23 protein-coding genes are annotated in these 26,216 nt (G+C 73.5%); 11 read left to right on the forward strand and 12 right to left on the reverse strand.

The features are described 5' to 3' along the window. Positions 1-75 precede the first annotated feature (75 nt). The gene (locus ACFP1Z_RS01595; RefSeq protein WP_390313865.1) at positions 76-2,205 is read right to left on the reverse strand and encodes an ABC transporter family substrate-binding protein; all 2,130 of its coding nucleotides are present in this window, start codon (positions 2,203-2,205) and stop codon (positions 76-78) included. Positions 2,206-2,517: 312 nt separating this feature from the next. On the opposite strand from ACFP1Z_RS01595, the gene ACFP1Z_RS01600 reads away from it, so the two are divergent. The 5 genes from ACFP1Z_RS01600 (at position 2,518) to ACFP1Z_RS01620 (ending at position 8,506) form a co-directional block, all read left to right on the forward strand. Next, the gene (locus tag ACFP1Z_RS01600) at positions 2,518-2,799 is read left to right on the forward strand and encodes a hypothetical protein (protein ID WP_390313866.1); all 282 of its coding nucleotides are present in this window, start codon (positions 2,518-2,520) and stop codon (positions 2,797-2,799) included. A gap of 75 nt (positions 2,800-2,874) precedes the next feature. Continuing rightward, the gene (locus ACFP1Z_RS01605) at positions 2,875-3,729 is read left to right on the forward strand and encodes a hypothetical protein (protein ID WP_390313867.1); all 855 of its coding nucleotides are present in this window, start codon (positions 2,875-2,877) and stop codon (positions 3,727-3,729) included. Further along, on the forward strand, positions 3,729-5,660 hold the full coding sequence (locus ACFP1Z_RS01610) for a fumarate reductase/succinate dehydrogenase flavoprotein subunit (RefSeq protein ID WP_390313868.1): 1,932 nt from the start codon (positions 3,729-3,731) through the stop codon (positions 5,658-5,660). Before ACFP1Z_RS01605 ends, ACFP1Z_RS01610 begins: the two co-directional genes overlap by 1 nt. Then, positions 5,657-6,424 carry a succinate dehydrogenase/fumarate reductase iron-sulfur subunit gene (locus ACFP1Z_RS01615; protein WP_390313869.1) on the forward strand — a complete coding sequence of 256 codons (768 nt, stop codon included), beginning with the start codon at positions 5,657-5,659 and terminating at the stop codon, positions 6,422-6,424. The genes ACFP1Z_RS01610 and ACFP1Z_RS01615 overlap by 4 nt, the downstream gene beginning before the upstream one ends. 78 nt (positions 6,425-6,502) lie before the next feature. Further along, positions 6,503-8,506 carry a TPM domain-containing protein gene (locus ACFP1Z_RS01620; protein WP_390313870.1) on the forward strand — a complete coding sequence of 668 codons (2,004 nt, stop codon included), beginning with the start codon at positions 6,503-6,505 and terminating at the stop codon, positions 8,504-8,506. Between the two features lie 36 nt (positions 8,507-8,542). On the opposite strand, the gene ACFP1Z_RS01625 is transcribed toward ACFP1Z_RS01620, so the two are convergent. The 7 genes from ACFP1Z_RS01625 to ychF all read right to left on the reverse strand — a co-directional run bounded on the left by ACFP1Z_RS01625 (position 8,543) and on the right by ychF (position 16,994). After that, a complete protein-coding gene (locus ACFP1Z_RS01625) occupies positions 8,543-11,152 on the reverse strand; it encodes a SpoIIE family protein phosphatase (protein ID WP_390313871.1) in 2,610 nt (869 codons plus the stop codon). 110 nt (positions 11,153-11,262) lie between these two features. Further along, entirely contained in the window at positions 11,263-11,703 is a 441-nt protein-coding gene (locus ACFP1Z_RS01630) for an ATP-binding protein (protein WP_390313872.1), read from the reverse strand. Between the two features lie 80 nt (positions 11,704-11,783). Continuing rightward, positions 11,784-12,212: a (deoxy)nucleoside triphosphate pyrophosphohydrolase gene (locus ACFP1Z_RS01635; RefSeq protein ID WP_390313873.1), complete on the reverse strand. Its 429-nt coding sequence runs from the start codon at positions 12,210-12,212 to the stop codon at positions 11,784-11,786. 84 nt (positions 12,213-12,296) lie between these two features. Then, the gene (locus ACFP1Z_RS01640) at positions 12,297-12,476 is read right to left on the reverse strand and encodes an SPOR domain-containing protein (protein ID WP_390313874.1); all 180 of its coding nucleotides are present in this window, start codon (positions 12,474-12,476) and stop codon (positions 12,297-12,299) included. Positions 12,477-12,732: 256 nt separating this feature from the next. Next, complete coding sequence (locus tag ACFP1Z_RS01645; protein ID WP_390313875.1) at positions 12,733-14,403, reverse strand: APC family permease; 1,671 nt, start codon at positions 14,401-14,403, stop codon at positions 12,733-12,735. A 284-nt stretch (positions 14,404-14,687) separates the two neighbouring features. After that, positions 14,688-15,440: a GntR family transcriptional regulator gene (locus ACFP1Z_RS01650; protein ID WP_390314091.1), complete on the reverse strand. Its 753-nt coding sequence runs from the start codon at positions 15,438-15,440 to the stop codon at positions 14,688-14,690. Between the two features lie 465 nt (positions 15,441-15,905). After that, positions 15,906-16,994, reverse strand: a complete 1,089-nt coding sequence (gene ychF, locus ACFP1Z_RS01655) for a redox-regulated ATPase YchF (RefSeq protein ID WP_390313876.1) — start codon at positions 16,992-16,994, stop codon at positions 15,906-15,908. A 319-nt stretch (positions 16,995-17,313) separates the two neighbouring features. Between ychF and ACFP1Z_RS01660 the strand changes: the two genes are divergently transcribed. Next, positions 17,314-17,934 (forward strand): DUF6542 domain-containing protein, encoded by a 621-nt coding sequence (locus ACFP1Z_RS01660; RefSeq protein WP_390313877.1) that lies wholly within the window; start codon positions 17,314-17,316, stop codon positions 17,932-17,934. On the opposite strand, the gene ppgK is transcribed toward ACFP1Z_RS01660, so the two are convergent. Together ppgK and ACFP1Z_RS01670 are read right to left on the reverse strand one after the other, a co-directional pair. Continuing rightward, a complete protein-coding gene (ppgK, locus tag ACFP1Z_RS01665; RefSeq protein ID WP_390313878.1) occupies positions 17,837-18,595 on the reverse strand; it encodes a polyphosphate--glucose phosphotransferase in 759 nt (252 codons plus the stop codon). The two genes, ACFP1Z_RS01660 and ppgK, sit on opposite strands and share 98 nt — an antisense overlap. 48 nt (positions 18,596-18,643) lie before the next feature. After that, positions 18,644-19,675 (reverse strand): 4-hydroxy-3-methylbut-2-enyl diphosphate reductase, encoded by a 1,032-nt coding sequence (locus ACFP1Z_RS01670; RefSeq protein WP_390313879.1) that lies wholly within the window; start codon positions 19,673-19,675, stop codon positions 18,644-18,646. 134 nt (positions 19,676-19,809) lie between these two features. On the opposite strand from ACFP1Z_RS01670, the gene ACFP1Z_RS01675 reads away from it, so the two are divergent. From ACFP1Z_RS01675 to ACFP1Z_RS01690, 4 genes are all read left to right on the forward strand, one after another. Continuing rightward, entirely contained in the window at positions 19,810-21,153 is a 1,344-nt protein-coding gene (locus tag ACFP1Z_RS01675) for an APC family permease (RefSeq protein WP_390313880.1), read from the forward strand. A 427-nt stretch (positions 21,154-21,580) separates the two neighbouring features. Next, positions 21,581-22,801, forward strand: coding sequence for an exodeoxyribonuclease VII large subunit (gene xseA, locus ACFP1Z_RS01680; RefSeq protein ID WP_390313881.1), 1,221 nt, complete (start codon positions 21,581-21,583; stop codon positions 22,799-22,801). Positions 22,802-22,811: 10 nt separating this feature from the next. After that, entirely contained in the window at positions 22,812-23,108 is a 297-nt protein-coding gene (locus ACFP1Z_RS01685) for an exodeoxyribonuclease VII small subunit (protein WP_390313882.1), read from the forward strand. Between the two features lie 160 nt (positions 23,109-23,268). Continuing rightward, positions 23,269-23,859, forward strand: a complete 591-nt coding sequence (locus ACFP1Z_RS01690) for a malonic semialdehyde reductase (protein ID WP_390313883.1) — start codon at positions 23,269-23,271, stop codon at positions 23,857-23,859. Between the two features lie 99 nt (positions 23,860-23,958). Here ACFP1Z_RS01690 and ACFP1Z_RS01695 read toward each other — a convergent pair whose 3' ends face one another. Beyond that, positions 23,959-24,645, reverse strand: coding sequence for a DUF4245 domain-containing protein (locus ACFP1Z_RS01695; protein WP_390313884.1), 687 nt, complete (start codon positions 24,643-24,645; stop codon positions 23,959-23,961). A gap of 67 nt (positions 24,646-24,712) precedes the next feature. Here ACFP1Z_RS01695 and glpX point away from each other — a divergent pair, with 67 nt between their 5' ends. Further along, positions 24,713-25,744, forward strand: coding sequence for a class II fructose-bisphosphatase (gene glpX, locus ACFP1Z_RS01700; RefSeq protein WP_390313885.1), 1,032 nt, complete (start codon positions 24,713-24,715; stop codon positions 25,742-25,744). Between the two features lie 78 nt (positions 25,745-25,822). On the opposite strand, the gene ACFP1Z_RS01705 is transcribed toward glpX, so the two are convergent. After that, positions 25,823-26,182, reverse strand: a complete 360-nt coding sequence (locus ACFP1Z_RS01705) for a WhiB family transcriptional regulator (protein ID WP_390313886.1) — start codon at positions 26,180-26,182, stop codon at positions 25,823-25,825. Between the last annotated feature and the right edge of the window lie 34 nt (positions 26,183-26,216).

Below are 26,216 nucleotides of genomic sequence, written 5' to 3' on the forward strand. Positions count from 1 at the left end.
CGGGTCGGCTTCGGCCTCCCCAGCCCGTTCCCACCTACTGCGACCTGCGGTGATGCCGTCGCGACCAGGAGGCTTTCAGGCCCGGAAGCCGAGGTCCTGGTAGCGGGGGGTCGCCAGCCCGAAGGCCCCGGCGTTGACCACGCTCTCGCGCACCGCCGTCAGCTGCGGGCGCTGGAAGAGCGGGAGGGAGCCGGCGGCCGCCCAGATCCGGGCGTCGGCCCGGCCCACCAGGTCCAGGGAGAGCTCGGGGTCCAGCTCGGTCGAGGCCTGCTCGAAGAGCTGGTCGATGCGGTCGGTGCCGACCCGGGTGTAGTTCTGCTCGACGGCCGGCGAGCCGTCGGGGCCCGGCTGCGGCTTGGCGTAGACGGGGCGGGCGTCGGTCGCGGGCCAGGCGGTGGCGGGCCAGGAGTACAGCGCGAGGTCGTAGGCGCCGGCGGCGATGTGGTCCCTGAAGAAGCCGGAGTCCTTGACCCTGACCTGCTCGGTGTGGATGCCGACGGCGTCGAGCTGCTCGGCGATCTTCTCCCCGACGGCCCGCACCTGCTCGGCCCCCGGACCCTCGGGGAGGACGAACCGCAGGGTCAGACGCTTGCCGTCCTTCATCCGGACCGGGACGGCGGCGCGTCTGTCGCCCCGGTCCCGGGCGCGCTTCTCGTCGGCCGTGCTGTGCCCGCCCTCGCCGCGCTCACCGTCCTGCTGGTCCTCCGCCGCGGCCTCGGGGCCGGCGTTCTTGTCCGCCTGCCGCCCCGTGCGCAGCCGCGCGGCGTCGGCGGGGGGCCGCGGCTCGCCGCGCTCGCGCCAGCCGGCGGCGGCCAGCAGGGTCTGGGCGGCCCTGGGGTCGGGGCCGCCGACGGCGTCGCTGTTGTCCTCGTAACCGTGCTGGCCGGTCATGAACAGGTGGCTGCCGAGCGGTTCGGCGGGCAGGCCCAGGGGTTTGAGCACGAGTTCGGCGAGCGCCCTGCGGTCGATGGCACGGGCCACGGCACGGCGCACGCGTTCGTCGGCGAGCGGGCCGGAGGAGCCGTTGAGGGCCAGCTGGGTCCAGGCGGGCTCCAGGGACTTGCGGACGGTCAGGCCGCGCAGCGCGTTGGGCCGCTCGGCGCGGACGGCCGCGTTCGCGACCCCTTTATCGGTCTTGTCGGTCCTGTCGGCCTTGTCCTTCCTCTTGGTCTTCTCACCCTTGTCGTTCTTGTCGTTCTTGTCGTTGCGCTCGGGCGGGCCGGCCTTCTCGTCGGGCGTGGCGCTCCGGTCGTTCTCCGGGGTCCCGTCCTCGCCCGTCCTGGCCGGGCTCTCCCCCGCCCTGCCGCCCTTGTCCGTCTTCTCCTGCCGGTTGGCGGCCATGATGCGCTCGGCGGCCGCCGGGCCCACCTCGGCGAGGTCGAGCCGGCCGGCGGCGAGCGCGTCGAGCCGTTCCTCGCGCGGCACCGCCCGCAGCACGAGCCGGTCGAGCTTGGCGCGCTCCCCCCACCACTTGGGGTCGCGGACGAGCGTGAGGCTGTTCTCGGCGGTGTCGCGGTCCCCGACCCGGAAGGGGCCCGCGGAGATCCTCAGCTCCTTGCGGAGCTCGTCGTTGAAGCCCGCGGCGCTGCCCATCGCGGACTTCGGGTACAGGGGGGTGAACAGCGAGGTCCAGTCCGCGTACGGCTTGCCGAAGGTGACCTTGACCTCGTGGGCGTCGGCGCCCTGCTCGACGCGCTCGATGCGGTCGTAGCCGGCGTTGCGGGCCGTCCAGTACGCGCTGTCCCGGCCCCGCAGCGCCTTCCACTGGGCCTCGAAGTCGGCGGCGGACAGCGCTCTTCCGTCGTTCCAGACGGCCTTGGGGTTGAGCCGGTAGCGCACGACCTGGCGGGGCTCGCGCTGGACGACCTCGGCGCCGGTGAGGTAGTCGGCGTCGCGCCGCGGGCGGCCGCGCTCGTCGAGGGTGAACATCGCGGGCAGGGCCGCCTGGGCGACCTGGCGGGTGGTGGGGTCCGCGTCGGCCTGGAAGGCGTTGAAGGTGGCGGGCAGTGTCTCGACGGCCCAGCGCAGGGTGCCGCGGTCGCTGACGTTCGCGCGGGGCACGGCGGCGATGTCGGCCGGGACGGTCGTGCCCTCGGCCTCGTCCTCTCCGTCGGAGGAGCACCCGGCCAGCAGGGGCAGCGGCAGCAGGGCGGCCGCGGTGAGCAGGGCGGCACAGCGGCGCGCCCGGGACCGCGTTCGGCACATACGGATGTCCATGAGCTACCTACCTGCCTCCGCCGGTCTGCCGGACTGCTCAATTCGGCGTAATGCGCCGTTGATCGCATCTTCTGCCCAGCAGTGAAGGCGACGTCCCCGGCGAAGGCCCGCCGACACGTCGCCCGTCGCACGTACGCCACTCGCGTGGCGGAACGGCGGGGTCCCCCTGGCGTGCCGGGCGGGTGCTCCCCCGCGAAGGCGCAATCATGACGGCTCTCTTCCCCCCGAGGGGTGTGACGCGCGACACTCTCTGTCGCATGAGCGTCGCCGCCCGCAACCGCTCGACCGCGGAGGTGCACCGTGTCCATCGACGACGAACTCACCGCAGTGCAGCGCTGTCTGGACGATCTCGCCCAGGCCCTGGCCCGGCTGGAGTCCGGCCTGGGGCGGAGCCCGGCGGACGTGCGCCGGGTGCGCGAGGACGCCGGGCGGCTGCGCGAGAGCCTGGGCCTGCTGCGCGAGGGCGCCCGGAAGGCGCCCGAGGAGACACTCGTGCAGATCCCCGACACCCCCTACGACAGCTCGCTGTGGCGGGGCGCCGACGAAGAGGGACTCGGGGGGCCCGACCGGCACGCGCCCTGACCTCCCCGGGCCCGGCGCGCCCGGTGCGCCGCGCCCCGCAGCACACACCGCCGACCACTCCGACCGGAGTCCCCCTTGGCCACTGGCACAGATCCCGCAACTCCCGACCTCACGGCCGCTCCCGGCACAGCCCCCGCCGCGGGCGGCGTCCGTCATCCCTCCCGGGCCGCGATCGCCGCGCGCCATCTGCGCACCGACCGCTGGTGGCTGCAGCCCGCGGCCACGGCGGCGGGGCTGCTCGCGTTCGTCGTGTACTCGACGTGGCGGGCGTTCGCCAACGACGCCTACTACGCGGCTCCTTACGTCTCCCCCTTCTACTCGCCGTGCCTGGCGGAGAACTGCGTGCCGATGAAGGGCGGCGCGGACTGGGGGCTGTTCGGCTCGTGGTGGGCGCTCTCGCCCGCGCTGCTGGTGCTGATCTTCCCGCTGGGTTTCCGGCTGACCTGCTACTACTACCGCAAGGCCTACTACCGGGGCTTCTGGGCCTCGCCGCCGGCCTGCGCGGTCGCCGAGCCGCACGCGAGGTACTCGGGCGAGACCCGTTTCCCGCTGATCCTGCAGAACGTGCACCGCTACTTCTTCTACTTCGCGATCCTGGTCGCGGGTGTCCTCACCTACGACGCGGTGCTCGGTTTCCGTGACGCGCGGGGCAGTTGGGGCCACATGGGCCTGGGCACGCTCGTCCTGCTCGTCAACATCGTGCTGATCTGGGCCTACACCCTCTCCTGCCACTCGTGCCGGCACATCGTCGGCGGGCGGCTCAGGCACTTCTCCCGGCATCCGGTGCGCTACCGGATGTGGGGCATGGTCAGCGCGCTCAACTCCCGTCACATGCTGCTCGCCTGGGCCTCCCTGGTGAGCGTGGCGGTGGCCGATCTGTACGTGTACCTGGTGGCGACCGGGGCCTTCGACGATCCGAGGTTCTTCTGATGACGCGGACGGGGCGGGAGTCCTGGGACGTGGTGGTGGTCGGCGCCGGCGGGGCCGGGCTGCGGGCCGCCATCGAGGCCCGTGAGGCGGGCGCGCGCTGCGCGGTGATCTGCAAGTCGCTGTTCGGCAAGGCCCATACGGTGATGGCCGAGGGCGGCATCGCCGCCAGCATGGGCAATGTCAACCCGGGCGACAACTGGGAGGTCCACTTCCGGGACACCATGCGGGGCGGGAAGTTCCTCAACACCTGGCGGATGGCGGAGCTGCACGCGCGCGAGGCCCCGGACCGGGTGTGGGAGCTGGAGACCTGGGGCGCGGTCTTCGACCGGACGCCCGACGGGAAGATCTCGCAGCGCAACTTCGGCGGCCACGAGTACCCGCGGCTCGCGCACGTCGGCGACCGTACGGGCCTGGAGCTCATCCGCACCCTCCAGCAGAAGGTGGTCTCCCTCCAGCAGGAGGACCAGCGCGAGTTCGGCGACCACGAGGCCCGGCTGAAGGTGTTCCAGGAGTGCACGGTCACCCGGGTGCTCAAGGACGGGGAGCGGGTCGCGGGGGTCTTCGGCTACGACCGGGAGTCGGGGCGGTTCTTCGCCCTGGAGGCGCCCGCGGTGGTGCTGGCGACCGGCGGCATCGGCAAGTCCTTCAAGGTGACCTCCAACTCCTGGGAGTACACCGGGGACGGGCACGCGCTCGCGCTGCTGGCCGGCGGCTCGCTGATCAACATGGAGTTCGTGCAGTTCCATCCCACGGGCATGGTCTGGCCGCCGTCCGTCAAGGGCATCCTGGTGACGGAGTCGGTGCGCGGCGACGGCGGGGTGCTGCGCAACAGCGACGGCAAGCGCTTCATGTTCGACTATGTGCCCGAGGTGTTCAAGGAGAAGTACGCGGAGTCCGAGGCCGAGGGCGACCGCTGGTACACCGACCCCGACCACAACCGCCGTCCGCCCGAGCTGCTGCCCCGCGACGAGGTGGCCCGCGCGATCAACTCCGAGGTCAAGGCCGGGCGCGGCTCCCCGCACGGCGGGGTCTTCCTGGACGTCTCCAGCCGGCTGCCCGCCGAGGAGATCAAGCGCAAACTCCCCTCCATGCACCACCAGTTCAAGGAGCTGGCGGATGTGGACATCACGGCCGAGCCGATGGAGGTCGGCCCGACCTGCCACTACGTGATGGGCGGGGTGGACGTCGATCCGGACTCGGCGGCGGCGCCGGGGGTGCCGGGACTGTTCGCGGCGGGAGAGGTCGCGGGCGGCATGCACGGCTCGAACCGGCTGGGCGGCAACTCCCTGTCGGATCTGCTGGTGTTCGGGCGGCGGGCCGGGCTGCACGCGGCCGAGTACGCGCTGGGGTGCCGACAGCGGCCGCGGGTGGACGACGCGGCGCTGGAGCCGGCGGAGGCGGAGGCGCTGCGCCCGTTCGGCGCCGAGGGCGGCGCGGGCGAGGAGGGGGCGGCGGAGAATCCGTACGCCCTGCACCAGGAGCTCCAGCAGTGCATGAACGACCTGGTGGGCATCATCCGCAAGGGCCCGGAGATGGAGGAGGCGCTGCGCCGGCTGAGCGGGCTGCGCGCCCGTTCCCGGCGGGCCGGGGTGGAGGGGCACCGCCAGTTCAACCCGGGCTGGCACCTGGCCCTGGATCTGCGCAACATGCTGCTGGTCAGCGAGTGCGTGGCGCGGGCCGCCCTGGAGCGCACCGAGAGCCGCGGCGGGCACACCCGGGACGACCACCCGGAGATGGACCGGCGGTGGCGGCGGGTGAACCTGGTGTGCCGGCTGGCGGAGGACAGCACCGAGCCGGCGGCGGCGGATCCGCTGCTGGGGCGGATCCGGCTGGAGCGGCGCCCGATGCCGCCCGTACGCCCCGATCTGCTCGCGCTCTTCGACAAGGAGGAGCTGCGCAAGTACTTGACGGACGAGGAGCTGACGACGTGAGTTACCAGGCCCGGTTCAGGGTGTGGCGGGGCGATGCGACGGGCGGGGACCTGGTCGACTACACCGTGCCCGTCAACGAGGGCGAGGTGGTCCTCGACGTCATCCACCGGCTGCAGGCCACCGAGGCGGGCGATCTGGCGGTGCGGTGGAACTGCAAGGCGGGCAAGTGCGGTTCGTGCAGCGCGGAGATCAACGGGCGGCCGCGGCTGATGTGCATGACGCGGATGTCGCAGCTCGATCCGGAGCAGCCCGTGGTCGTCACGCCCATGCGCGCCTTCCCGGTGCTGCGGGACCTGGTGACGGACGTGTCGTTCAACTACGCGAAGGCGAGGGAGATTCCGTCGTTCGTGCCGCCCGCCGACCTCAAGCCGGGCGAGTACCGGATGACGCAGGAGGACGTCGGCCGGGCACAGGAGTTCCGCAAGTGCATCGAGTGCTTCCTGTGCCAGAACACCTGTCATGTGGTGCGTGATCACGAGGAGAACAAGGCAGCGTTCGCCGGTCCGCGCTTCCTGATGCGCGTCGCCGAGCTGGACATGCACCCGCTCGACGCCGCCGCCGAGGCGGGCATCGACCGCAAGAAGACGGCGCAGGACGAGCACGGGCTCGGCTACTGCAACATCACCAAGTGCTGCACCGAGGTCTGCCCCGAGCACATCAAGATCACCGACAACGCGCTGATCCCGCTCAAGGAACGGGCCGTGGACCGCAAGTACGACCCGCTGGTGTGGCTCGGCAGCAGGATCCGCCGTCGCGGGGCGTGAACACCGAACGCATACGCTCCGTATCCACTCCGAAGCTCCCGGTAGCGGCGGCGGCCCGGCCGCCATACTCTCCCAAATGTGACGCAGCTTTTGAGGCGGTACGGGCGACGGGCGCCGGGCCGCTGTCTGCTCGGCGCCCTCCTCACGCTGTGCGCGCTGCTGCTCCCGGCCGTGGCCGCGCGCGCCGACGCCCCTCTGGAACTGGACACCCGCGGCCGGATCACCGACACCGTCGGTGCGCTCGGGCAGCGCCGCGGGCAGGTCACCGCCGCCCTGGAACGGCTGCGCTCCGGCCACCGCGTCCAGCTGTACGTCACCTACGTCCGCGACTTCTCCGGCCGCAGCCCGCGCGACTGGGCCGACGCCACCGCCGACCGCAGCGGCCTGGGCCCGCGCGACGTGCTGCTCGCCGTCGCCACCCACGCCCACCAGTACGCCGTCTCCGCCGACGAGAACTCCGGCTTCCGCGCCCAGCAGCTCAAGGAGGTCGCGTCCGTCGCCATCGCCCCGGCCATCGCGCAGCACGACTGGGCCGGGGCCGCCATCGGCGCCGCCGACGGCTACGCGGCCGTCCTCGCGCACCGGCCGGTACAGGCCCCCGCCATCTCCCCCGGCCGCGCCGACCCCGGCGGCGACGCGCTGGTGCCCGGCCCGCGCCGGGTGTGGCTGCCGGTGGCGGTGGCCGTCACGGTGTGCGCGACGGGCCTGTACCTGTGCTCGCGGCGCACCGCCCGGCGCCGCGCCACGGCGGACCCCGGCGGGACGGAGGCCACCACCACGACCCCGCGCGGCCTGGCCCGGCTCGCACAGCCGCTGACCCCGCTGCCGGAGCTGGCCCGGGAGGCGGCGCGGGCCCTGGTGGAGACCGACGACGCGGTGCGCACGAGCGCCGAGGAACTCTTCTTCGCCACGGCCCAGTTGGGCGAGGAGGCCACCCGGCCGTTCGCGGAGGCGGTCGGCTACGCCCGCGGCGAGCTCGCCACCGCCTTCCGGCTGCGGCAGGGCCTGGAGGACGCGCCCTACGAGGACGACGAGCTGCGCCGCCGCGCGCTGGACGAGATCTGCTCGCACTGCACGAGCGCGAACCGGCGGCTGGACGCCGAGTCCGAGGCCTTCGACGCCCTGCGCGCGATGAAGGACAACGCGGAAGGCGTCCTGCGGCGCGCCGAGGCCGCGGCAGGTGCCCTCGCGCCGCGCGTGGGCACCGCCGAGGCCGCCCTCGACGCGCTGGCCGGCTGCTGCACCGGCACCGCGCTCACCCCCGTCGCCCGCTACCCGGCCGAGGCCCGGGACCGCCTCGCCTTCGCCACGGCGGCGCTCGGCGAGGCCCGGCAGGCACTCGCGGACGGCGACGACGGGGCCGCCGTGGTCTCGCTGCGGGCCGCCGAGGCGGCGATCTCCCAGGCCCGCACCCTCACCCACGGCGCGCTGCGCCGCGCCCACGAGCTCACCGGCACCGCGGCCCGGCTGCGGGCCGCCCTCGCCGACGCCGAGGCGGCCCTGGCGGCCGCCCGCGAGGCGGGGGCGGGCGATCTGCGGGCCGAGGGCGCGCTGGAGGAGGCCCGCCGGGAGACGGCCGGGGGGCGCTACGACCCGCGTGCGGTACTGCGCCGCGTCGAGGAGGGGGCGGCCGCCCTCGACGCGGCCGACGGACTGCGCGCCGACGAACGGCGCGCGGGCCGCCGGGTGCAGCGCGCGGTGCTCGCCGCGCGGGCCGAGGTGGCGGCCGCCCGGGACTTCGTCAGCACCCACCGGGGCGCGATCGGCTGCCGGGCCCGTACCCGGCTCGCCGAGGCCGAGCGCCACCTGGCGCTGGCCAGGGCCGCGCTGCGGACGGACGGACGCGCCGCCCTGGCCGAGACCGGCCACGCGGACTCGCTCGCCCGCCAGGCGCGGGCGCTCGCCGAGCACGACGTGTCCGGCTACGACACGCGCTACGACGCGAGCTCCCCCCGGCCCGCCCGCGCCCTGGGCGGCGCGCTGCTCGGCGGCATCATCCTGGCGGGCCTGCTGCCGGCGACCTTCGGCGGCGGGGCGACCCGGAGGCGGCTGGCGGGCCGGCGCGGGCTGAGCACGGGCTGACGCCCGCCCGGTCCACCGCATCCCGGCTCAGCCGGTTCAGTACAGGCTGAGCAGCGCGTCCACCGCGTCCGCGGAGGCCGAGTCCCCGTCGGGCAGGGCGAGTTCGAACCAGACGGTCTTGCCGTGCGGGGTGCGACGGCTGCCCCAGGCGGCGCTGAGCATGCCCACGAGCTGCAGGCCCCGGCCGCCCTCGTCGGTGTCGCGGGCCCGGCGCCGCCGGGGCTGGACGAGCCCGCCGTCCCAGACCTCGCACACCAGCGTCCGGTCCAGCAGCAGCCGCAGCCGGATCTCGCCCTCCCCGTACCGCAGCGCGTTCGTGACCAGCTCGCTGACCAGCAGCTCCGTGGTGTCCACCAGGCCGTCCAGGCCCCACTGCTGCATCCGGGCGCAGGCCAGCTCCCGGGCGCGGGCCACCGAGCGGGGCTCGGGCGGCAGCGTCCAGTCGCCCACCTTGTCGGCGGGCAGCCCGCGCAGCCGGGCCATGAGCAGGGCGATGTCGTCCTCGCCGTGGTGGGTGTCCAGGGCGCTCAGGACGTGGTCGCAGACGTCCTCCAGCGGGCGCGCCGGGTCGGTGAGGGCGTCGCGGAACGCCTGCAGTCCGGCGTCGAGCGGATGGTCGCGGGACTCGACCAGCCCGTCGGTGTACAGGGCCAGCAGGGCGCCGTCGGGCAGTTCGACCTCGACCTCCTCGAAGGGCTCGCCGCCCACGCCCAGCGGCATCCCCGACGGCACGTCCAGCAGCAGCGCGTTCTCCCCCGGCTCGACCAGGACGGGCGGCAGATGGCCCGCGTTGGCGATCGCGCAGCGCCGGGTGACCGGGTCGTAGACGGCGTACACGCACGTCGCCAGGTACACCTCCGACAGGTCGGCGGCCCGCAGCCCGCCGCGCACGCCGCGGGAGGCGGACTGCTTGCCGCCGGGCCGGCCGAGGCCGTGGGCGATCTCGTCGAGCGCGGAGAGCACCTCGGCGGGCTCCAGGTCGAGCATCGCCAACGTCCGTACGGCCGTGCGCAGTTCGCCCATGGCGACGGCGGCGCGCAGGCCGCGGCCCATGACGTCACCGACGACGAGGGCCGTGCGGTGGCCGGGCAGTTCGATGACGTCGAACCAGTCGCCGCCCACCTCGGTGGCCGCGTTGGCGGGCAGATAGCGGCAGGCGATCTCCAGCCCGGCGGCGTCCGGGTCGCCCGGCGGCAGCAGGCTGCGCTGCAGGATCAGCGCCCGCTCGTGCTCGCGCCGGTAGAGGCGGGCGTTGTCGATGCACACGGCGGCGCGGGCGGCCAGTTCGACGGCGAGCGCGGTGTCGCGCTCCCCGAAGGGCTCGCTGCCCTTGGTGCGGGAGAACTGCACGAGCCCCACGACCGTGTCCCGGGCGACCATCGGCACCGCGAGCGTGGAGCGCACCACGGCGCCCAGCTCGGGGCCGTCCTCGCCCTCCTCCCGCCGCTTCGGCGGCACGGCCTGCGCCTGCGCGGTGCGCAGCGCCCCCGCGCACGGCGAGTGGAAGGGATAGCGGTGCACCTCGCCGACCTGTACGGGCTTGTCGTCGCCGTCGACGGGCGCGCCCGAGACGGCGCTGGCGTAGGCGACGCGGCGCAGTTCGGCGCTGCCGTCGGCGAGCCCGGGCGGGGCCTCGTCGCCGGCGAGCAGGCCCTGGTAGAGGTCGACGGAGGCGATGTCGCAGAACTGCGGGACGGCGACGTCCAGCAGTTCGCGGGCGGTCCGCTCCAGGTCCAGGGAGTTGCCGATACGGGCCCCGGCCTCGTTGAGCAGCGCCAGATTGCGGCGTACGCCCGCGGCCTCGACCTCGGCGCGGCGGCGCCCGGTGACGTCGGTGGCGAGCGCGGCCACGCCGATGGGCCGCCCGCCGCCGCTGTGCAGCCGGTAGAGCGAGACCGACCAGCGGCGGCGCTCGCCGTGCCCGGGCACCGGCCCCACGAGCTGGAGGTCGGAGACGGGTCTGCCGGTGTCGAGGACCTGCCGCAGCGCGGCCGTCAGCCGCTCGGCCTCGACGCGCGGCAGGAAGTCGTGCGGGGTACGGCCCCGGTGCCAGCCGACGGGCCGGCCGAAGGCCCGCGCGAAACTCTCATTGACCCGTAGCAACGTCAGATCGGTCCCGAAAAAGAAGAAGCCGAGCGGAGATTGACCGAAAACCGCTTCCGAGGCGGCGATATCCGTCTCTATGGCGCGCAGCGCACGGACGTCCACGGCGACGCACAGGGCGCCGCGGCCGCCGCGCCCGTCGTCGGTGGGCATCACATAGATCTCGGCCAGCCCGGGCTGGGGACCGCCCGCTGCCCGCGGGCCGGGGGCGTCGTGGCTGCCGTCCCGCTGCAGCGGGACGATCCCGGTCCACTCCCGGCCGTCGTCTCCCCCCTCGCTCAGGAACGGGGCGAGGGGCGGACGGTGCCCGCCGACGGGGGCGAACAGCTCCTGGGGGTCACGGCCGACCGCCTGCCGGGCCGCTATGCCGAACAGCTCCGCCGCGCGCTCGCTCCACTGCTCGATCCGTCCGTCGGGACCGAGGGAGAACGAGGCCACACGGATGTAGTCGTAGAGGGATCCGGGAGGACCGCCGCGCCGCCGCGCCGCGGCCGCCGTCCCGCCGTCCGCACCACCCGCCCTGCCCGCTGGCTTTTCGCTCACGTGCCCGTCCCCTCCGGCTCATGTGCTCGCACCGGCAATAGAAGGCCGAGTATCCAGCACGGAGGCCCCCGGGAGCACGGACTTCACGATCACAGCACGGTCTCGACCCGCTATGTGTCCGCCGTCGGCCGTCTGCCGGGCAGAGTGAGTTCGAACCACACCGTTTTCCCGGTGTTCCCCGGCCGGGTTCCCCAGCGTCGCGCGGAGCGCGCGACCAGCTGCAGTCCGCGGCCGCCCTCGTCGTCGGGGTGGGCGGTGCGCTCGCGGGGCGGGTCGGGCAGCGGGTCGGAGACCTCGACGAGCAGGGAGGGGCCGGCCCGGGAGTACATGCGCACACCGATCGGCCCGCTGGCGTACCGCAGGGAGTTGGTGACGAGCTCGCTGACGAGCAGCACGGTGACGTCGGTGACCGCCTCCAGGCCCCACTCGCGCAGGGTGTCGCGGACATGCGTGCGCGCGGCCCGTACGGCCCCGGGCTCGGCGGGGAAGCTCCATTCGGCGAATCCGGGCGTCGATGCCAGGGCCCTTGCGCTGTCGCTCACGCCGACCACTTCCCAGAGCGTGCTGCGGCCCGCTCGGCTTTGACCGAGTTCGGGAGAATAATCAGCACATACCCGATATGGCGGCTTGGTTACCGTCGTTCCCCGCAATCCACCGGGTTCACCGATTCCGCGAGCATCCGGGCGGCCGCCGCGACCGCCGGACGGTCCTGTTCCAGCCAGTCGACCTCGTCGATGCGGTCCGGGGTGAGCCAGCGCAGCTCGTCGTGGTCCTCCAGGGGGCGGGGCTCGCCGGAGAGCAGCTTCGCCGTCCACACCCGCAGCACGTAGGGCGGGCGCAACGGCCACTCGCCCTCGATCCGCTCCAGCGGCTCGACCTCGACACCCAGCTCCTCGCGCAGCTCCCGCACGAGGGCCTGCGGGGCGCTCTCACCCGGCTCGACCTTGCCCCCGGGCAGCTCCCAGCGGCCGGCCAGCTCCGGCGGCGCGCTGCGCCGCGCGGCCAGCAGCCGCCCCCGGTCGAGCACCGCTCCGCCCACCACCACACGCACCGTCGTCATGGGCAACCAGCCTACGGGCGTGGAGCGGCCGCCCGCGGCGGGGGGCGCGGCACCGGCGCACTCCGGCGGCCCCCTCGTACGAGGTCAGGACAGCGCCCGGCCCACTTTCTCGACGATGTAGAGGTGGCGGCGGCCGCCGGTGTCGAGCCGGTCGGCGACCTCCTCGGCCTCCGTCTTCGTGGCGTAGCGCCCGACGCGGTAGCGGTTGCCGTTTTCGTCCTGGCGGATCACCAGCCAGGGCAGGAGCGGTCCGCTGTCAGTCATCGTCCCCGCCCTTCCGCCGTCGCGCGCACCGGCGCACACCCCTTGCCGTTTCCGGGAGAAACCGCAGTCCGCATATGCCTGAGCGTACGCCCGACCTTTACGCAGCGGATACGGTTTTTCACGAAGAGGTACGCATTTGGCCACCGTGAAGGGCGCGCGGCGCAACGCGAAGGGGCGGCCGTGGGCCTGTGAGCCCTCGGCCGCCCCGATGCGCCGGAAGCGGGGTGCGGACCGCCCGGAGCGGGCGGTCACCCGGTCACGCCTTGGAGAGGGAGCCCTCCGCCTCGCCCGCGGCGGCACCGGCCTCCGCGGCCTCCTGGGCGTCCATGGCCGCGATCTCCTTCTCGGTCGCGACCAGGGTGGGGTTGCGCCAGGCGCTGCGCACGCCCCAGACGTAGAAGGCCAGACCGATCAGGGCGACGACGACGATGTCCCAGCCCTCGCCCAGGTAGCCCCGGCCGCCGAACTCGGTGCCGCCGGCCCACGAGACGAACGCCATGACCAGCAGATAGGCCACCATCCAGACACCGGCCTGCAGGTGCGGCTTGAGCTCGGCCCACGGCTTGCGCAGCTCGTACCAGGCCCAGATCGGCAGGCCCACGGCCATGATCAGGATGACCTTGCCGGTGAGCGGCCAGCGGGCCCAGTACAGCACCAGCGAGCCGAAGATCATCGCGACGGGGGCGATGACCGGCATCGCGCGCAGCTTCACGGGCCGCTTGAGGCCGGGGGCGATACGGCGCAGGGACATCACGGCGACGGGACCGGTGATGTAGGAGATCACGGTCGCGACCGAGACGATCTCGGCGAGCGAGCCCCAGCCGCGGAAGACGGCCAGGAAGAGGAAGGCGACGACGAGGTTGAGCAGCAGCGCCGGACGCGGCACACCGGTCTTGGGGTCGACCTTGCCGAAGATGCCCGGCAGGTGGCCGTTCTCCTGGACGCCGTGGATCATGCGCGAGGTGGTCGCGGCGTAGATCATGCCGGTGCCGGAGGGAGAGACGAAGGCGTCCGCGTACAGCACGATCGCGAGCCAGTTCAGGCCCCAGGCGACGGCCAGGTCGGCGAGCGGCGAGTTGTAGATCTTGCCGAGGTTCGCCCAGCCGTTGGCGGACAGGTCGCCGGAGGGGACGGCCATCAGGAAGGCGACCTGCAGGGCGACGTAGATGACCAGCGCGATGAGGATCGAGCTGATGACGGCGCGGGGCAGGGACTTGCCCGGGTTGCGGGCCTCGCCGGCCATGTTCAGCGGGGACTGGAAGCCGTTGAAGGCCCAGACGATGCCGGAGAGGGCGACGGCGGTGAAGACCGAACTCCAGCCGTTGGGCGTGAAGCCGCCGGCCGACTCGATGTTGTCGGTGTCGAAGTGGGCGAGCATCAGCGCGCCCGCGGTGAGCACCGGCACGACGACCTTGAACACGGTGATCGCGTTGTTGGTCTTCGCGAAGAGGCTGATCGCGAACCAGTTGAGCAGGAAGTAGACGACCAGCAGGACGCTCGCCAGGGCGACACCCGAGCCGGTCAGCTCCTTGCCGTCGTACAGCCCCTTGGCCCACTCCCACTTCCAGGAGCTCATGTACTGCACGGAGGCGGTCGCCTCGCCGGGGATGACGGAGACGATCGCGATCCAGTTGGCCCAGGCCGCGAGATAGCCGGCCAGCGAGCCGTGCGAGTACTGGCCGTAGCGGACCATGCCGCCGGCCTTCGGGAACATCGCCCCGAGCTCGCTGTAGGTGAGCGCGATGGTCAGCGCGACCGCCGCGCCGATGACCCACGCGAGGATCGCCGCGGGACCGGCGATGGCGGCGGCCCGCTGGGCGCCGAAGAGCCAGCCGGAGCCGATGATCGACCCAAGGCCGACGGCGGTCAGCGCCACCGGACCGAGGGTCCGGCGGTAGTTGGAGTGGGAACCCTGCTCGGTACTCAACGCCCCGGACTCTCCTTTGCTTTCTTACTCCCCCACGGCAGGACACAAACCGCGCCATCGTACGAGCGATTTGGCCGAGTTGGTTCCACCAAAAGCCCCTGAGCTGGCCGTATGTGAGGTTTGCAACACAAAGATCCGCCCAGCCGTATCGGGACAAAGCGGAATACAAGGGGCAGCTCCTACCGGCCAGTACGAACTTTTCGGCCAGCGGGACATGGCCGAAAACGATCGAAAGACGCCAGACCCACCGATCAGTTCACGGCAGATTCACAGCAGGTTTGCCGCTACTTGACCGGCAGGTGGTAAGCGACCCGGTAGCGCTCCGCGAGCACGACGACATCGGCCGTCTCCACCGGACAGCCGCCCGCGCAGTACGTGCGCTGGATCACCACCACGCAGTGCCCCGGCACCCCGCCCAGCGCGAGGGCCTCCGCCGCGAGCCCGGGACGCGCGCCGACCTCCTCGGTGACGTTGTCCACGATCAGATCGATCGCGGCCATCCGCTCGACCACCCCGCGCCCGGCCAGCGGCCCCTCCTCGGGCAGCACCACGGGCGTGCGCGCGGTGAGCGCCAGCGGCTCCCAGGAGGTGGAGAGCATGACCGGTTCTCCCCCTGCTCTGAAGAGGTATTCGGTCCGCATCACGCGATCCCCCCTGGCGATCCGCAGCCGCCGGGCGATCGCCGCGCTCGCGGGGACCTGCTCGCTGTGCGACTCCCAGGTGCCCTTGACACGGCTGTCGGCCTGCTCCTGGCGGAACGGCGAGGAGTCGTCGGACATGCGGTAGCCGGTGCGCGCGAGGGCCCGCGGCACGGGCTGCTCGCGCACATACGTCCCCGAGCCGGAGCGGCCCTCGACGAGCCCCTCGGCCATCAGCACCTTGCGCGCCTCCAGGGCCACGGTGTCCGAGACGCCGTACTGCTCCCGGATGCGGGCCTGGGAGGGGAGACGGGTGTGCGGCGGCAGCTCACCGGCCGCGATCTTCTGCCGGAGGTCACCGGCAACTCGGAGGTATGCGGGCTGGTCACCGAAGGCCACGGCCACTCCCAACAGGTTGACAGTGAGCAACAGCTTGGCAACTCTCGGTTGCCGTCCGCAACTGGAGGCCAAGGATTCACCAGATGTGGTGAATTGCAGCTCAGGGGCGCACAGCCGGAGGCCGCATCCGCAGCCGGGACCGGACCTCCCCCCAGACACACCCGCAAATATGCGACCCACGAGCCCCAGCCCCCACGCACCGCGGCCACCCTGAGTGACGATCGGCGTCCACCACAGGCCACCCGCCGTCCACTCCCCGCCACCCGGATACGCGAAAGCCCTCGCGGCCCGCTTGACGCGCGGGCCGGAGGGACTTTCGAGGACATCGACACGGAGCCCGCAGGGCGGATCTCCTCCTTCCGCCCTCAACTCCCCCCGGCCGAGGAAGAATTACCGCCGCACGCTGCGCCGGCCTCCTTCGACCAGGCCCGAGCTGACCCGCGCGACGTAGCGACGTGTCAGCCGCTACACGTTGAACCGGAACTCGCAGACGTCCCCGTCCGCCATCACATAGTCCTTGCCCTCCATACGGGCCTTGCCGGCGGAGCGGGCCTCGGCGACCGAGCCGCAGGCGACGAGGTCCTCGAAGGAGATGACCTCGGCCTTGATGAAGCCCTTCTGGAAGTCGGTGTGGATGACACCGGCCGCCTCCGGGGCCGTGGCGCCCTTCTTGATGGTCCAGGCGCGGGCCTCCTTGGGGCCGGCCGTCAGATAGGTCTGCAGGCCCAGGGTGGCGAAGCCGACGCGGGCGAGGGTGGCCAGGCCCGGCTCCTCCTGGCCGACGGACTGCAGCAGCTCCAGGGCCTCCTCGTCGTCGAGCTCGGCGAGGTCCGCCTCCAGCTTGGCGTTGAGGAAGATCGCCTCGGCGGGGGCCACCAGGGCGCGCTGCTCCTGCTTGAACGCCTCGTCGGCCAGCTCGTCCTCGTCGACGTTGAAGACGTACAGGAAGGGCTTGGTGGTCAGCAGGTGCAGGTCGTGCAGCTCGGCGGCCTTCTCGGTGCCCTGGACGATGCCCGCGGAGAACAGGGTGTTGCCCTCCTCCAGGATCGCCTTGGCCTCCTCGACGGCCTTGACCTTGGCGGCCTTGTCCTTCTGGATCCGCGATTCCTTCACCAGGCGCGGCAGGACCTTCTCGATGGTCTGCAGATCGGCGAGGATCAGCTCGGTGTTGATGGTCTCGATGTCGTCCTTGGGCGAGACCTTGCCGTCGACGTGGACGACGTTCTCGTCCTTGAAGGCGCGGATGACCTGGCAGATGGCGTCCGACTCGCGGATGTTCGCGAGGAACTTGTTGCCCAGGCCCTCGCCCTCCGAGGCGCCGCGCACGATGCCCGCGATGTCGACGAAGTCGACGGTGGCGGGCAGGATCCGCTGCGAGCCGAAGATCTCCGCGAGCTTGCCCAGGCGGGAGTCCGGGACCCCGACGACGCCCACGTTGGGCTCGATGGTGGCGAACGGGTAGTTGGCCGCCAGCACGTCGTTCTTGGTCAGGGCGTTGAACAGGGTCGACTTGCCGACATTCGGCAGACCGACGATTCCGATCGTGAGCGACACGTGACGGCTTTCTGTAGTTCCAGCAGTTCCTGCAGTTCCGGTGCTTCCCGGCGTCCTGCGGGTCTCCCGCGCGCCGCGGGGCCCGGACGGATCCCCGGAGCCGCTTCCCCGGCGGTGCGGCGGCGAGCCGCGCGGCACCGTCCCGGGAGGGTGAATCCCGTTCCTCGGCCCGCCTGTGAACCGGTGGGCCGGTCCACCAGTCTACGGGGCACGGCCGGGCGGCGGCCCCGGACGGGCTGTCGGTCGAACGGGCGGCCAAGGTGGCCCAAAGCCGTGTCCCAGGCCGGTTCCGGGCCCGGTCTCGACCTAGTTTGGTCGCGTGGAGCAACCCAGCACGCGTATTCCCCAGCGCAAGGCCCGCCGCGCGGCCCCCGTGCCCCGGCCCGCCGCGCCCGTCGGCCCGCCCGGGCCCGCCGGCGGGGGCGCGGCGGTCCACCGGGCCCGGTCCGGTGCCGCCGTCCCCCCGCTGCGCCGCGCGCTGGACCGGCTGCCGCGGCCGCGGCTGACCGGGCTCGGCAGCGGGCTGCTGGCCACGGTGGGGATGCTGGCGGCGGGCGCCGCGGACGCCTCGCTGTTCGGCGCCTCCCCGGGCTTCTACGGGGTGTGCTTCGTCGTGTGCTGCGCGGTGTGCGCGCTGTGGGTGCGGCCGGCCGATCTGGTCACGGCGCCGGTGGCCGCGCCCATCGCCTTCGCGGTGGGCGCGGTGCCGCTCGACGAGGGGGCACCGGGGTTCGGCGGGCAGGTGATGGGGCTGGTGACGGTGCTGGCCCTGCACGCCGGGTGGCTGTACGCGGGCACGCTGCTGGCGGCGCTGCTGGCGTTCGTCCGCAGGATCGTCGTGCTCAGGGTGCGCCGCCGGGAGCGGCAGCGGCGGCGGCCATCGCGGCCCCCACGATCCCCGCGTTGTTCTCCAGTCGAGCAGGCACGATCTCGGCGCTGACGCCCTCGATCAGCGGCAGGAACTTGTCGGCCTTGCGGCTGACGCCGCCGCCGATGACGAACAGGTCCGGGGAGAACAGCCGCTCCACGTGGGCGAGATAGCGCTGGACCCGGCGCGCCCAGTGCCGCCAGTTCAGCCCCTCCTCCTCGCGGGCCCGGGACGAGGCGCGCGTCTCCGCGTCATGGCCCTCCAGCTCCAGGTGGCCCAGCTCGGTGTTGGGCACGAGCGTGCCGTCCACGAACAGGGCGCTGCCGATGCCGGTGCCGAAGGTGAGCACGAGGACGGTGCCCCGGCGGCCCGCTCCGGCGCCGAAGCGCATTTCGGCCAGGCCGGCCGCGTCCGCGTCGTTGAGGACGGTGACGGGGGCGCCGAGGCGCTCGCCGATCAGCCCGGCGGCGTCCTGGCCCACCCAGCTGCCGTCGACGTTGGCGGCCGTACGGGTCGTCCCGCCGACGACGACGCCGGGGAAGGTCACGCCGACGGGACCCGCGGGCCGGCCGAAGTGCGCGACGACCTCGGCGACGCTGTCCGCGACGGCGTGCGGGGTGGCCGGCTGCGGGGTGAGGACCTTGAAGCGGTCTTCCGCGAGTTCGCCCCGGCCCACGTCGACCGGGGCGCCCTTGATGCCGGATCCGCCGATGTCCACGCCGAATACGTCCATGGCGTCCACGCTACGGCGCGGGGACGCGGCGCACCCCTCGGGGAGCGGTCAGTCCTCGGCGACCCGGGCGGCGGCCTCCGCGCGCAGGTCGCGGCGGAGCTCCTTCGGCAGGGAGAAGGTGATGGACTCCTCGGCCGCGGTGACGGTCTCGACGTCGGCGTAGCCGCGCTCGGCGAGCCACTCGAGGACGCCGTCGACGAGGATCTCCGGCACGGAGGCGCCGGAGGTGACGCCGACGGTGCGCACGCCCTCCAGCCAGGCCTCGTCGATCTCGTCGGCGAAGTCGACCAGGTGCGCGTCGCGGGCGCCGGCGCCGAGGGCGACCTCGACCAGGCGCTTGGAGTTGGAGGAGTTGCGGGAGCCGACGACGATGACGAGCTCGGCCCGCGCGCCCATCTGCTTGACGGCCAGCTGACGGTTCTGCGTGGCGTAGCAGATGTCGTCGCTGGGCGGCGAGAGCAGGTTGGGGAAGCGGTTCTTGAGGGCGTCGACGGTCTCCATGGTCTCGTCGACCGACAGCGTGGTCTGGGAGAGCCACACGACCTTGTTCTCGTCGCGCACCTCGACACCGGCGACGTCCTCGGGGCCGTCGACGAGCTGGATGTGCTCGGGGGCCTCGCCGGAGGTGCCGATGACCTCCTCGTGGCCCTCGTGGCCGATCAGGAGGATGTCGTAGTCCTGCTTGGCGAAGCGGACGGCTTCCTTGTGGACCTTGGTGACCAGGGGGCAGGTCGCGTCGATCGTGGCCAGCTTCCCGCGCTCGGCCTCCTCGTGGACGGTCGGGGCGACGCCGTGCGCGGAGAAGACGACGATGCTGCCCTCGGGGACCTCGGCCGTCTCCTCGACGAAGATCGCGCCCTTCTTCTCCAGGGTCGCGACGACGTACTTGTTGTGCACGATCTCGTGGCGCACGTAGACGGGGGCGCCGTACTGCTCCAGGGCCTTCTCCACGGCGATGACGGCACGGTCCACGCCCGCGCAGTAGCCGCGGGGGGCGGCGAGCAGGACCTTGCGGGGCTGGGAGTCTCCGCTCGGGGCGGCGGCGGGCGACGGGCCGGGCGTAGCAGTCATGGCACCCATCGTACGGGCCCGCCCGGTCGGCGTGCCCGGGGCGGCGGGCCCGGTGCGGGGGCCGTAGCGTCGGGCCCGTACACGGGCGGTTCCGGCGCCGGCACCACGGCGTCGTCGCCCCGCCCGGCCACGAGAGGACGCCCATGACCGCACCGGCCGACGGCGCCGCGAGCGCGCTCCATCGCACGCTCTCCTTCCGGGACTTGGTGGTCTACGGGCTGCTGTTCATCGCCCCGATGGCGCCGGTCGGCGTCTTCGGCACGCTCGACGCGAAGGCGCGCGGGGCGGTGGCGCTGGTGTACGGGGTGGCGACGGCCGCGATGGCGTTCACCGCGCTGTCGTACGCGCAGATGGTGCGGGTCGCCCCGCAGGCCGGCTCCGTCTACACGTACGCGCGCGTGGGGCTCGGCGAGGCGCCGGGGTTCGTCGCCGGGTGGATGGCGATGCTGGATTATTTGCTGATCCCCGCGGTCGCGTACCTCTTCTCCGGTATCGCGCTGCACGCGCTCGTGCCGTCCGTCCCGAGCTGGGTGTGGACGGCGCTGGCGGTCGTGGTGACAACCGGCCTGAATCTGTGGGGGGTTCGCGTCGCGGCGCGCGTGGGCTTCGTGGTGCTGGTGATGGAGATCGTGGTGCTGCTGGTGTTCGTGGCGGCCGCCGGGTACGCGCTCGCCACGGGCGGGGCGCGGCGCGGCTGGCTCACACCGCTGACCGGGGAGGGCGCGTTCTCCGCGGGGGCGGTGCTGACGGCGGTGTCGGTGGCGGTGCTGTCCTATCTCGGGTTCGACGCGATCGCCGCGTTCGCGGAGGAGGCGGCGGGGGGTTCGGCGCGGGTGGCGCGGGCGGTGGTGACGTGTCTGGCGGTGGCGGGGGTGCTGTTCGTGCTCCAGACGTATCTCGCGGCGCTGCTGGCGCCGGTGTCCCCGGCGGAGCTGGCGGCGCACCCGGAGCGGCAGGGGGCCGCGTTCTACGACACCGTCGACGCGGCGAGCGGGGCCTGGTTGCACGACCTGGTCGCCGCGAGCAAGGCGGTGGGCGCGGCGTTCGCGGCGCTGGCCGGGCAGGCGGCGGCGGGCCGGCTGCTGTTCGCGATGGCCCGCGACCGGCGGCTGCCGGGCCGGCTGGCGAAGGTGGGGGCGTCGGGGGTGCCGCGCCCGGCGCTGCTCGGGGCGGCGGCGGTGACGCTGGTGGCGGCGGTGTGGGCGGCCCGCCGCCCCGACGGCCTGGACCGGCTGGTGTCGGTGGTGGACGTGGGCGCCCTGGTCGCCTTCGGTCTGCTGCACCTGTCGGTGATCGGCTGGTTCGCCGTCCGCCACCGCGGCGGGCGCGTGCGGCCCGTCGCACACGTGCTGGTCCCCCTCCTCGGCCTGGTGGTGGTGACGGCCGTGATCGCCGAGGCCGCGTGGACGGCCCAACTGGTGGGCGGGGCCTGGCTGGCGGCGGGACTGGCGGTGCTGGGGGTACGGGCGGTACGGGCGCGGGGGTGACGGGGTCACCCCGGCCGACCGGTACGCACGGGGGCACGGCCGCCGCGTCAGGGACGCCGGCCAAGGAAGCCCGACGAGTACGCGACCGGCGCACCGCCGCCCCCGGCGCGGGGCCGACCGCTCACCCGGCACCGGGGAGCCGTCTGCCCACCCGGCCCCGGGCAGGCGCACCGCCGGCCCCGGCGCCCGCCCGGCCACACGTCCACGCGGCCGGCTCCCGGCCCTCCCCCGCCAGGCGCGGGTCCGACCGCTCACCCGGCACCGGGCACCCGCGCGTACGGCCTTGCAGGCCCCGGAATCCGGGGCAGCGCGCCCTGACGTGCCGGCGGCCCGGCGCCCGCCCGGTACCGGGCGCCCGCGCGCAGCCCTCCGGGTCCCCCGGAATCCGCGGCGGCCCGCTGTCGTACCGCCCCGCTACGCTCGCCGCATGGCTGTCAACACATCCGCGGAGGCGCCGCTCCCGGTCGGGCAGGTGTCCCGGCTCATCGGCGGGTGGATCGACCGGCTGGGGCCGGTGTGGGTCGAGGGGCAGATCACCCAGCTGTCCCGGCGGCCCGGGGCCGGGGTGGTGTTCCTGACGCTGCGCGACCCCTCGCACGACATCTCCCTGACCGTGACCTGCTACCGCGCGGTCTTCGACCAGGTCGCCGACATCGTCTCCGAGGGCGCCCGCGTGGTCGTGCACGCCAAGCCGGAGTGGTACGCGCCGCGCGGCCAGCTCTCCCTGCGTGCCGCCGAGATCAGGCCCGTCGGCATGGGCGAGCTGCTGGCGCGGCTGGAGCTGCTGAAGAAGTCCCTCGCCGCGGAAGGGCTGTTCGCGGCCGAGCGCAAGAAACCGCTCCCGTTCCTGCCGCAGTTGATCGGGCTGGTGTGCGGCCGCGCCTCGGCGGCCGAGCGCGACGTGCTGGAGAACGCCCGGCACCGCTGGCCCGCCGTCCGCTTCGAGGTGCGCAACGTGCCCGTGCAGGGAGTGCACGCGGTGCCGGCCGTGGTGGAGGCGGTCCGCGAGCTGGACGCGCTGCCCGAGGTCGACGTGATCGTCGTGGCGCGGGGCGGCGGCAGCGTGGAGGACCTGCTGCCGTTCTCCGACGAGACGCTGGTGCGGGCGGTGGCCGCGTGCCGCACGCCGGTGGTCTCGGCGATCGGCCACGAGCCGGACTCCCCGCTGCTGGACCTCGTGGCCGACCTGCGCGCGTCGACGCCGACGGACGCGGCGAAGCGGGTCGTCCCCGACGTGGGCGAGGAGCTGGCCCGGGTGCGGCAGCTGCGCGACCGCGCGCTGCGCTGCGTCACGGCCTTCCTCGACCGCGAGGAGCGCGGCCTGGCGGCGGTTCGGGCGCGCCCGAGCGTGGAGCGGCCGCACCGGATGGTCGAGGAGCGCGAGGCGCAGATCGCCATGCTCGCCGAGCGGGGGCGGCGCACTTTCGGTCATCTGCTGGACCGGGCCGACTCTGAGCTGCGGCACACCCACGCGCGCGTGGTCGCCCTGTCCCCGGCGGCGACCCTGCGCCGGGGGTACGCGGTGCTGCAGCGGGCGGACGGCGCGGTGGTGCGCGACCCGGCCGAGGTCGCGGACGCGGAGGAGCTGCGGGCCCGCGTCGCGGAGGGCGAGTTCGCGGTGCGGGCCGTTGTCGCACCCCCCGCCTAGGCTGGGGCGCATGGCGAAGACAGGTGCGGAGACGGCCGGGACGGACGTCCGGGCGGCGGGCGCGGACGGCACGGACGGGTCCGGCGAGGGCGTGCTGGGTTACGAGCAGGCGCGGGACGAGCTGATCGAGGTGGTGCGCCGCCTGGAGGCGGGGGGCACGACGCTGGAGGAGTCGCTCGCCCTGTGGGAGCGCGGCGAGGAGCTGTCGAAGGTGTGCCGTCACTGGCTGGAGGGGGCGCGGGCGCGGCTGGACGCGGCGCTGGCCGAGTCCGGGGCCGAGGAGCGGGGCGGCTCGGACGAGGCGTAGCCGGAGGGCGGCCAAAAGCCCGAGGGGCAGGGGGCAAAACCGGTCATCAGCGGTGATACGGGCCACACCGCCCGGGATTTGGTTGAAAGTTAATACACCTGGGGTAAGGTTGCCCTCATCAGCTGGACACCCCCCACAGCAAGCAAGAAGGTGTGACCCCATGTCCCTCGCCCTCGACCCCGCCGCCCAGGACCTGCTCTTCCGCGAGGCCCGCACAGCCAACACGTTCGCCGACGAGCCCGTCTCCGACGAGCAGATCCAGGCCATATACGACCTGGTGAAGTACGCGCCGACGGCCTTCAACCAGTCGCCGCTGCGCGTGGTGCTGATCCGCTCCGAGGAGGCCCGCGAGCGCCTGGTGCCGCACATGGCCGAGGGCAACCAGGCCAAGACCCGCACCGCGCCGCTGGTCGCCATCCTCGCCACGGACAACGAGTTCCACGAGGAACTGCCGGAGCTCTTCCCGCACTTCCCGCAGGCGAAGGACGTCTTCTTCGCCGAGCGCCCGGCGCGCGAGCGGTCCGCTGCGCTCAACGGCTCGCTCCAGGCCGGGTACTTCCTGCTGGGCATCCGCGCGGCCGGGCTGGCCGCCGGCCCGATGACCGGCTTCGACTTCGCGGGCGTGCAGAAGGAGTTCCTGGACGACGACCACACGCCGCTGATGGTCGTCAACATCGGCAAGCCGGGCGAGAACGCCTGGTACCCGCGCTCGCCGCGCCTGGCCTACGAGCAGGTCGTGCGCACCGTCTGAGACCGCCGCACCGCACGCGGCCACGGCCCGGACATCACAGGGGAGCCGCCCGTCCTCGGAGGACGGGCGGCTCCCCTGCGCGTCGTACCGGACCCGCCGTCAGCTCCGGCCGGGCGCGGGCACGGGCGTGGCCTTCTCCGCCTTGAGCGCCCCGGCCATCTCCGCGAGCCGCTCGGCGGAGGCGGTACCGGTGACCACGGTGGTCACCCCCGGCTCCTCGCGCACCAGGGCGTTGTACTTCGTCCCCTCGTAGCGCTGCCAGACGACGCCCCCGATCTCCTGGGTGCGGTCCGTCTTCTGCGCGCCCTGGCTCACCGCGTCGACGAAACCGGCCGCCGGGGCGTCGCTCTGCTCGACCGCGACGTACTCGGTCTGCGGGTCGAGGAAGCCCAGGTGCCAGGCCGAGCCGTTCCTGCCGCCCGGCTGGTACCAGCGGGACGTCGCGCGCCAGCCCTCGCCGAGCCCCTCCGGAGCCGCCACCGGGTACGGGGCCGCGCGCCGCGCGGTCTGGAGCTCCACCCGGTAGTCGACGGTCTTCGCCGGGTTCCCGCCGCCGGACCCGTGCGGGATGAAGAACCAGCTGACGAAGGCGACGGGGATCACCGCCACCAGCGACAGCACCATGTTCCGTACGGTCTGCTTCTTGCCGTTTCTGCCTGCCACGCCCCCATCGTCCCCCATCACCGCGCCGATCTTGACGCCGGTACGCACCGGGGGCACGACCCTCTTGACGCCGCTCATGCGTGGGGTGGCCTGCTCATTGTGGCAGTAAACCGATAAAGTCATCAGCACCTTCGCCGTCCGCCCCTTCGGGGGGCTCCACGGCCTCAGCCGTCCAGAAAGGTGCGCCCCGATGACCGAACACCATCTGCCGTCCCCGCTCGAAGTGAGCCCCGAGGCCCCCGACCGCAACCTCGCGCTGGAGCTGGTGCGGGTCACCGAGGCCGGGGCCATGGCCTCGGGCCGCTGGGTGGGCCGCGGCGACAAGAACGGCGCGGACGGCGCGGCGGTCAAGGCGATGCGCGCCCTCATCGGCACCGTCTCCATGAACGGTGTCGTCGTCATCGGCGAGGGCGAGAAGGACAACGCGCCCATGCTCTACAACGGCGAGCGCGTGGGCGACGGCACCGGCGCCGAGTGCGATGTGGCGGTGGACCCGGTCGACGGCACGACGCTCACCGCCAAGGGCATGGCCAACGCCGTCTCCGTGATGGCGGTGGCCGAGCGCGGCACCATGTTCGACCCGTCGGCCGTCTTCTACATGGACAAGCTCGTGACCGGCCCCGAGGCCGCCGACTTCGTCGACATCACCGCCCCGGTGGGTGTGAACATCCGCCGCATCGCGAAGGCGAAGCACTCCTCGCCGGAGGACGTCACGGTCGTCGTCCTGGACCGGCCGCGCCACGAGGGGATCGTCCAGGAGATCCGCGAGGCGGGCGCCCGGATCAAGTTCATCTCCGACGGCGACGTGGCCGGCGCGATCATGGCGGCCCGCGAGGGCACCGGTGTCGATCTGCTGCTGGGCGTCGGCGGTACGCCGGAGGGCATCATCGCGGCCTGCGCGATCAAGTGTCTGGGCGGCACGATCCAGGGCCGGCTGTGGCCGAAGGACGACGCGGAGCGGCAGCGCGCGCTCGACGCGGGCCACGACCTGGACCGGGTGCTGGAGACCAACGACCTGGTCAGCGGCGACAACGTGTTCTTCGTGGCGACCGGCATCACCGACGGCGAGCTGCTGCGCGGGGTGCGCTACCGGGCGGAGACGGCGACCACGCAGTCCCTGGTGATGCGCTCGAAGTCGGGCACGATCCGGCAGATCGACTCCACGCACCGGCTGTCGAAGCTGCGCGCCTACAGCACGGTGGACTTCGAGCGCCCGAGCTGACAAGCCCTGCCGCGCGATTACGGGCCGGGCTCCGCCGGCGGGATGCGGCGGGGCCCGGCCCGTAGTCGCACGCCCGGCTCAGCCGGCCGCGGCGACGCGGGTGGCGCGCTGCAGCTCGGCCTCGCGGCGGCGCCGCCGGGCCAGCACCACCCGGCGCTCGGCCGCGGTCAGCCCGCCCCACACCCCGTACGGCTCCGGCTGCAGCAGTGCGTGCTCGCGGCACTCGACCATCACGGGGCAGCGCGCGCACACGCGCTTGGCCGCTTCCTCCCTGGACAGGCGCGCGGCCGTGGGCTCCTTGGACGGTGCGAAGAAGAGCCCGGCTTCATCCCGGCGGCAGACCGCCTCCGAATGCCAGGGGCCGGCCTGTTCCCTGGCGGAGGCAATCCGCTGGGACGGAACGGCGGCATCCTGCAGGGGCTGATGCGGTAGCAGCACGGTCTACTCCTGACGACGGCTTTTGCATGGCCGA

Source organism: Streptomyces gamaensis (assembly GCF_042656465.1).
In the GTDB taxonomy this organism is placed as follows: Bacteria; Actinomycetota; Actinomycetes; order Streptomycetales; family Streptomycetaceae; genus Streptomyces; species Streptomyces gamaensis.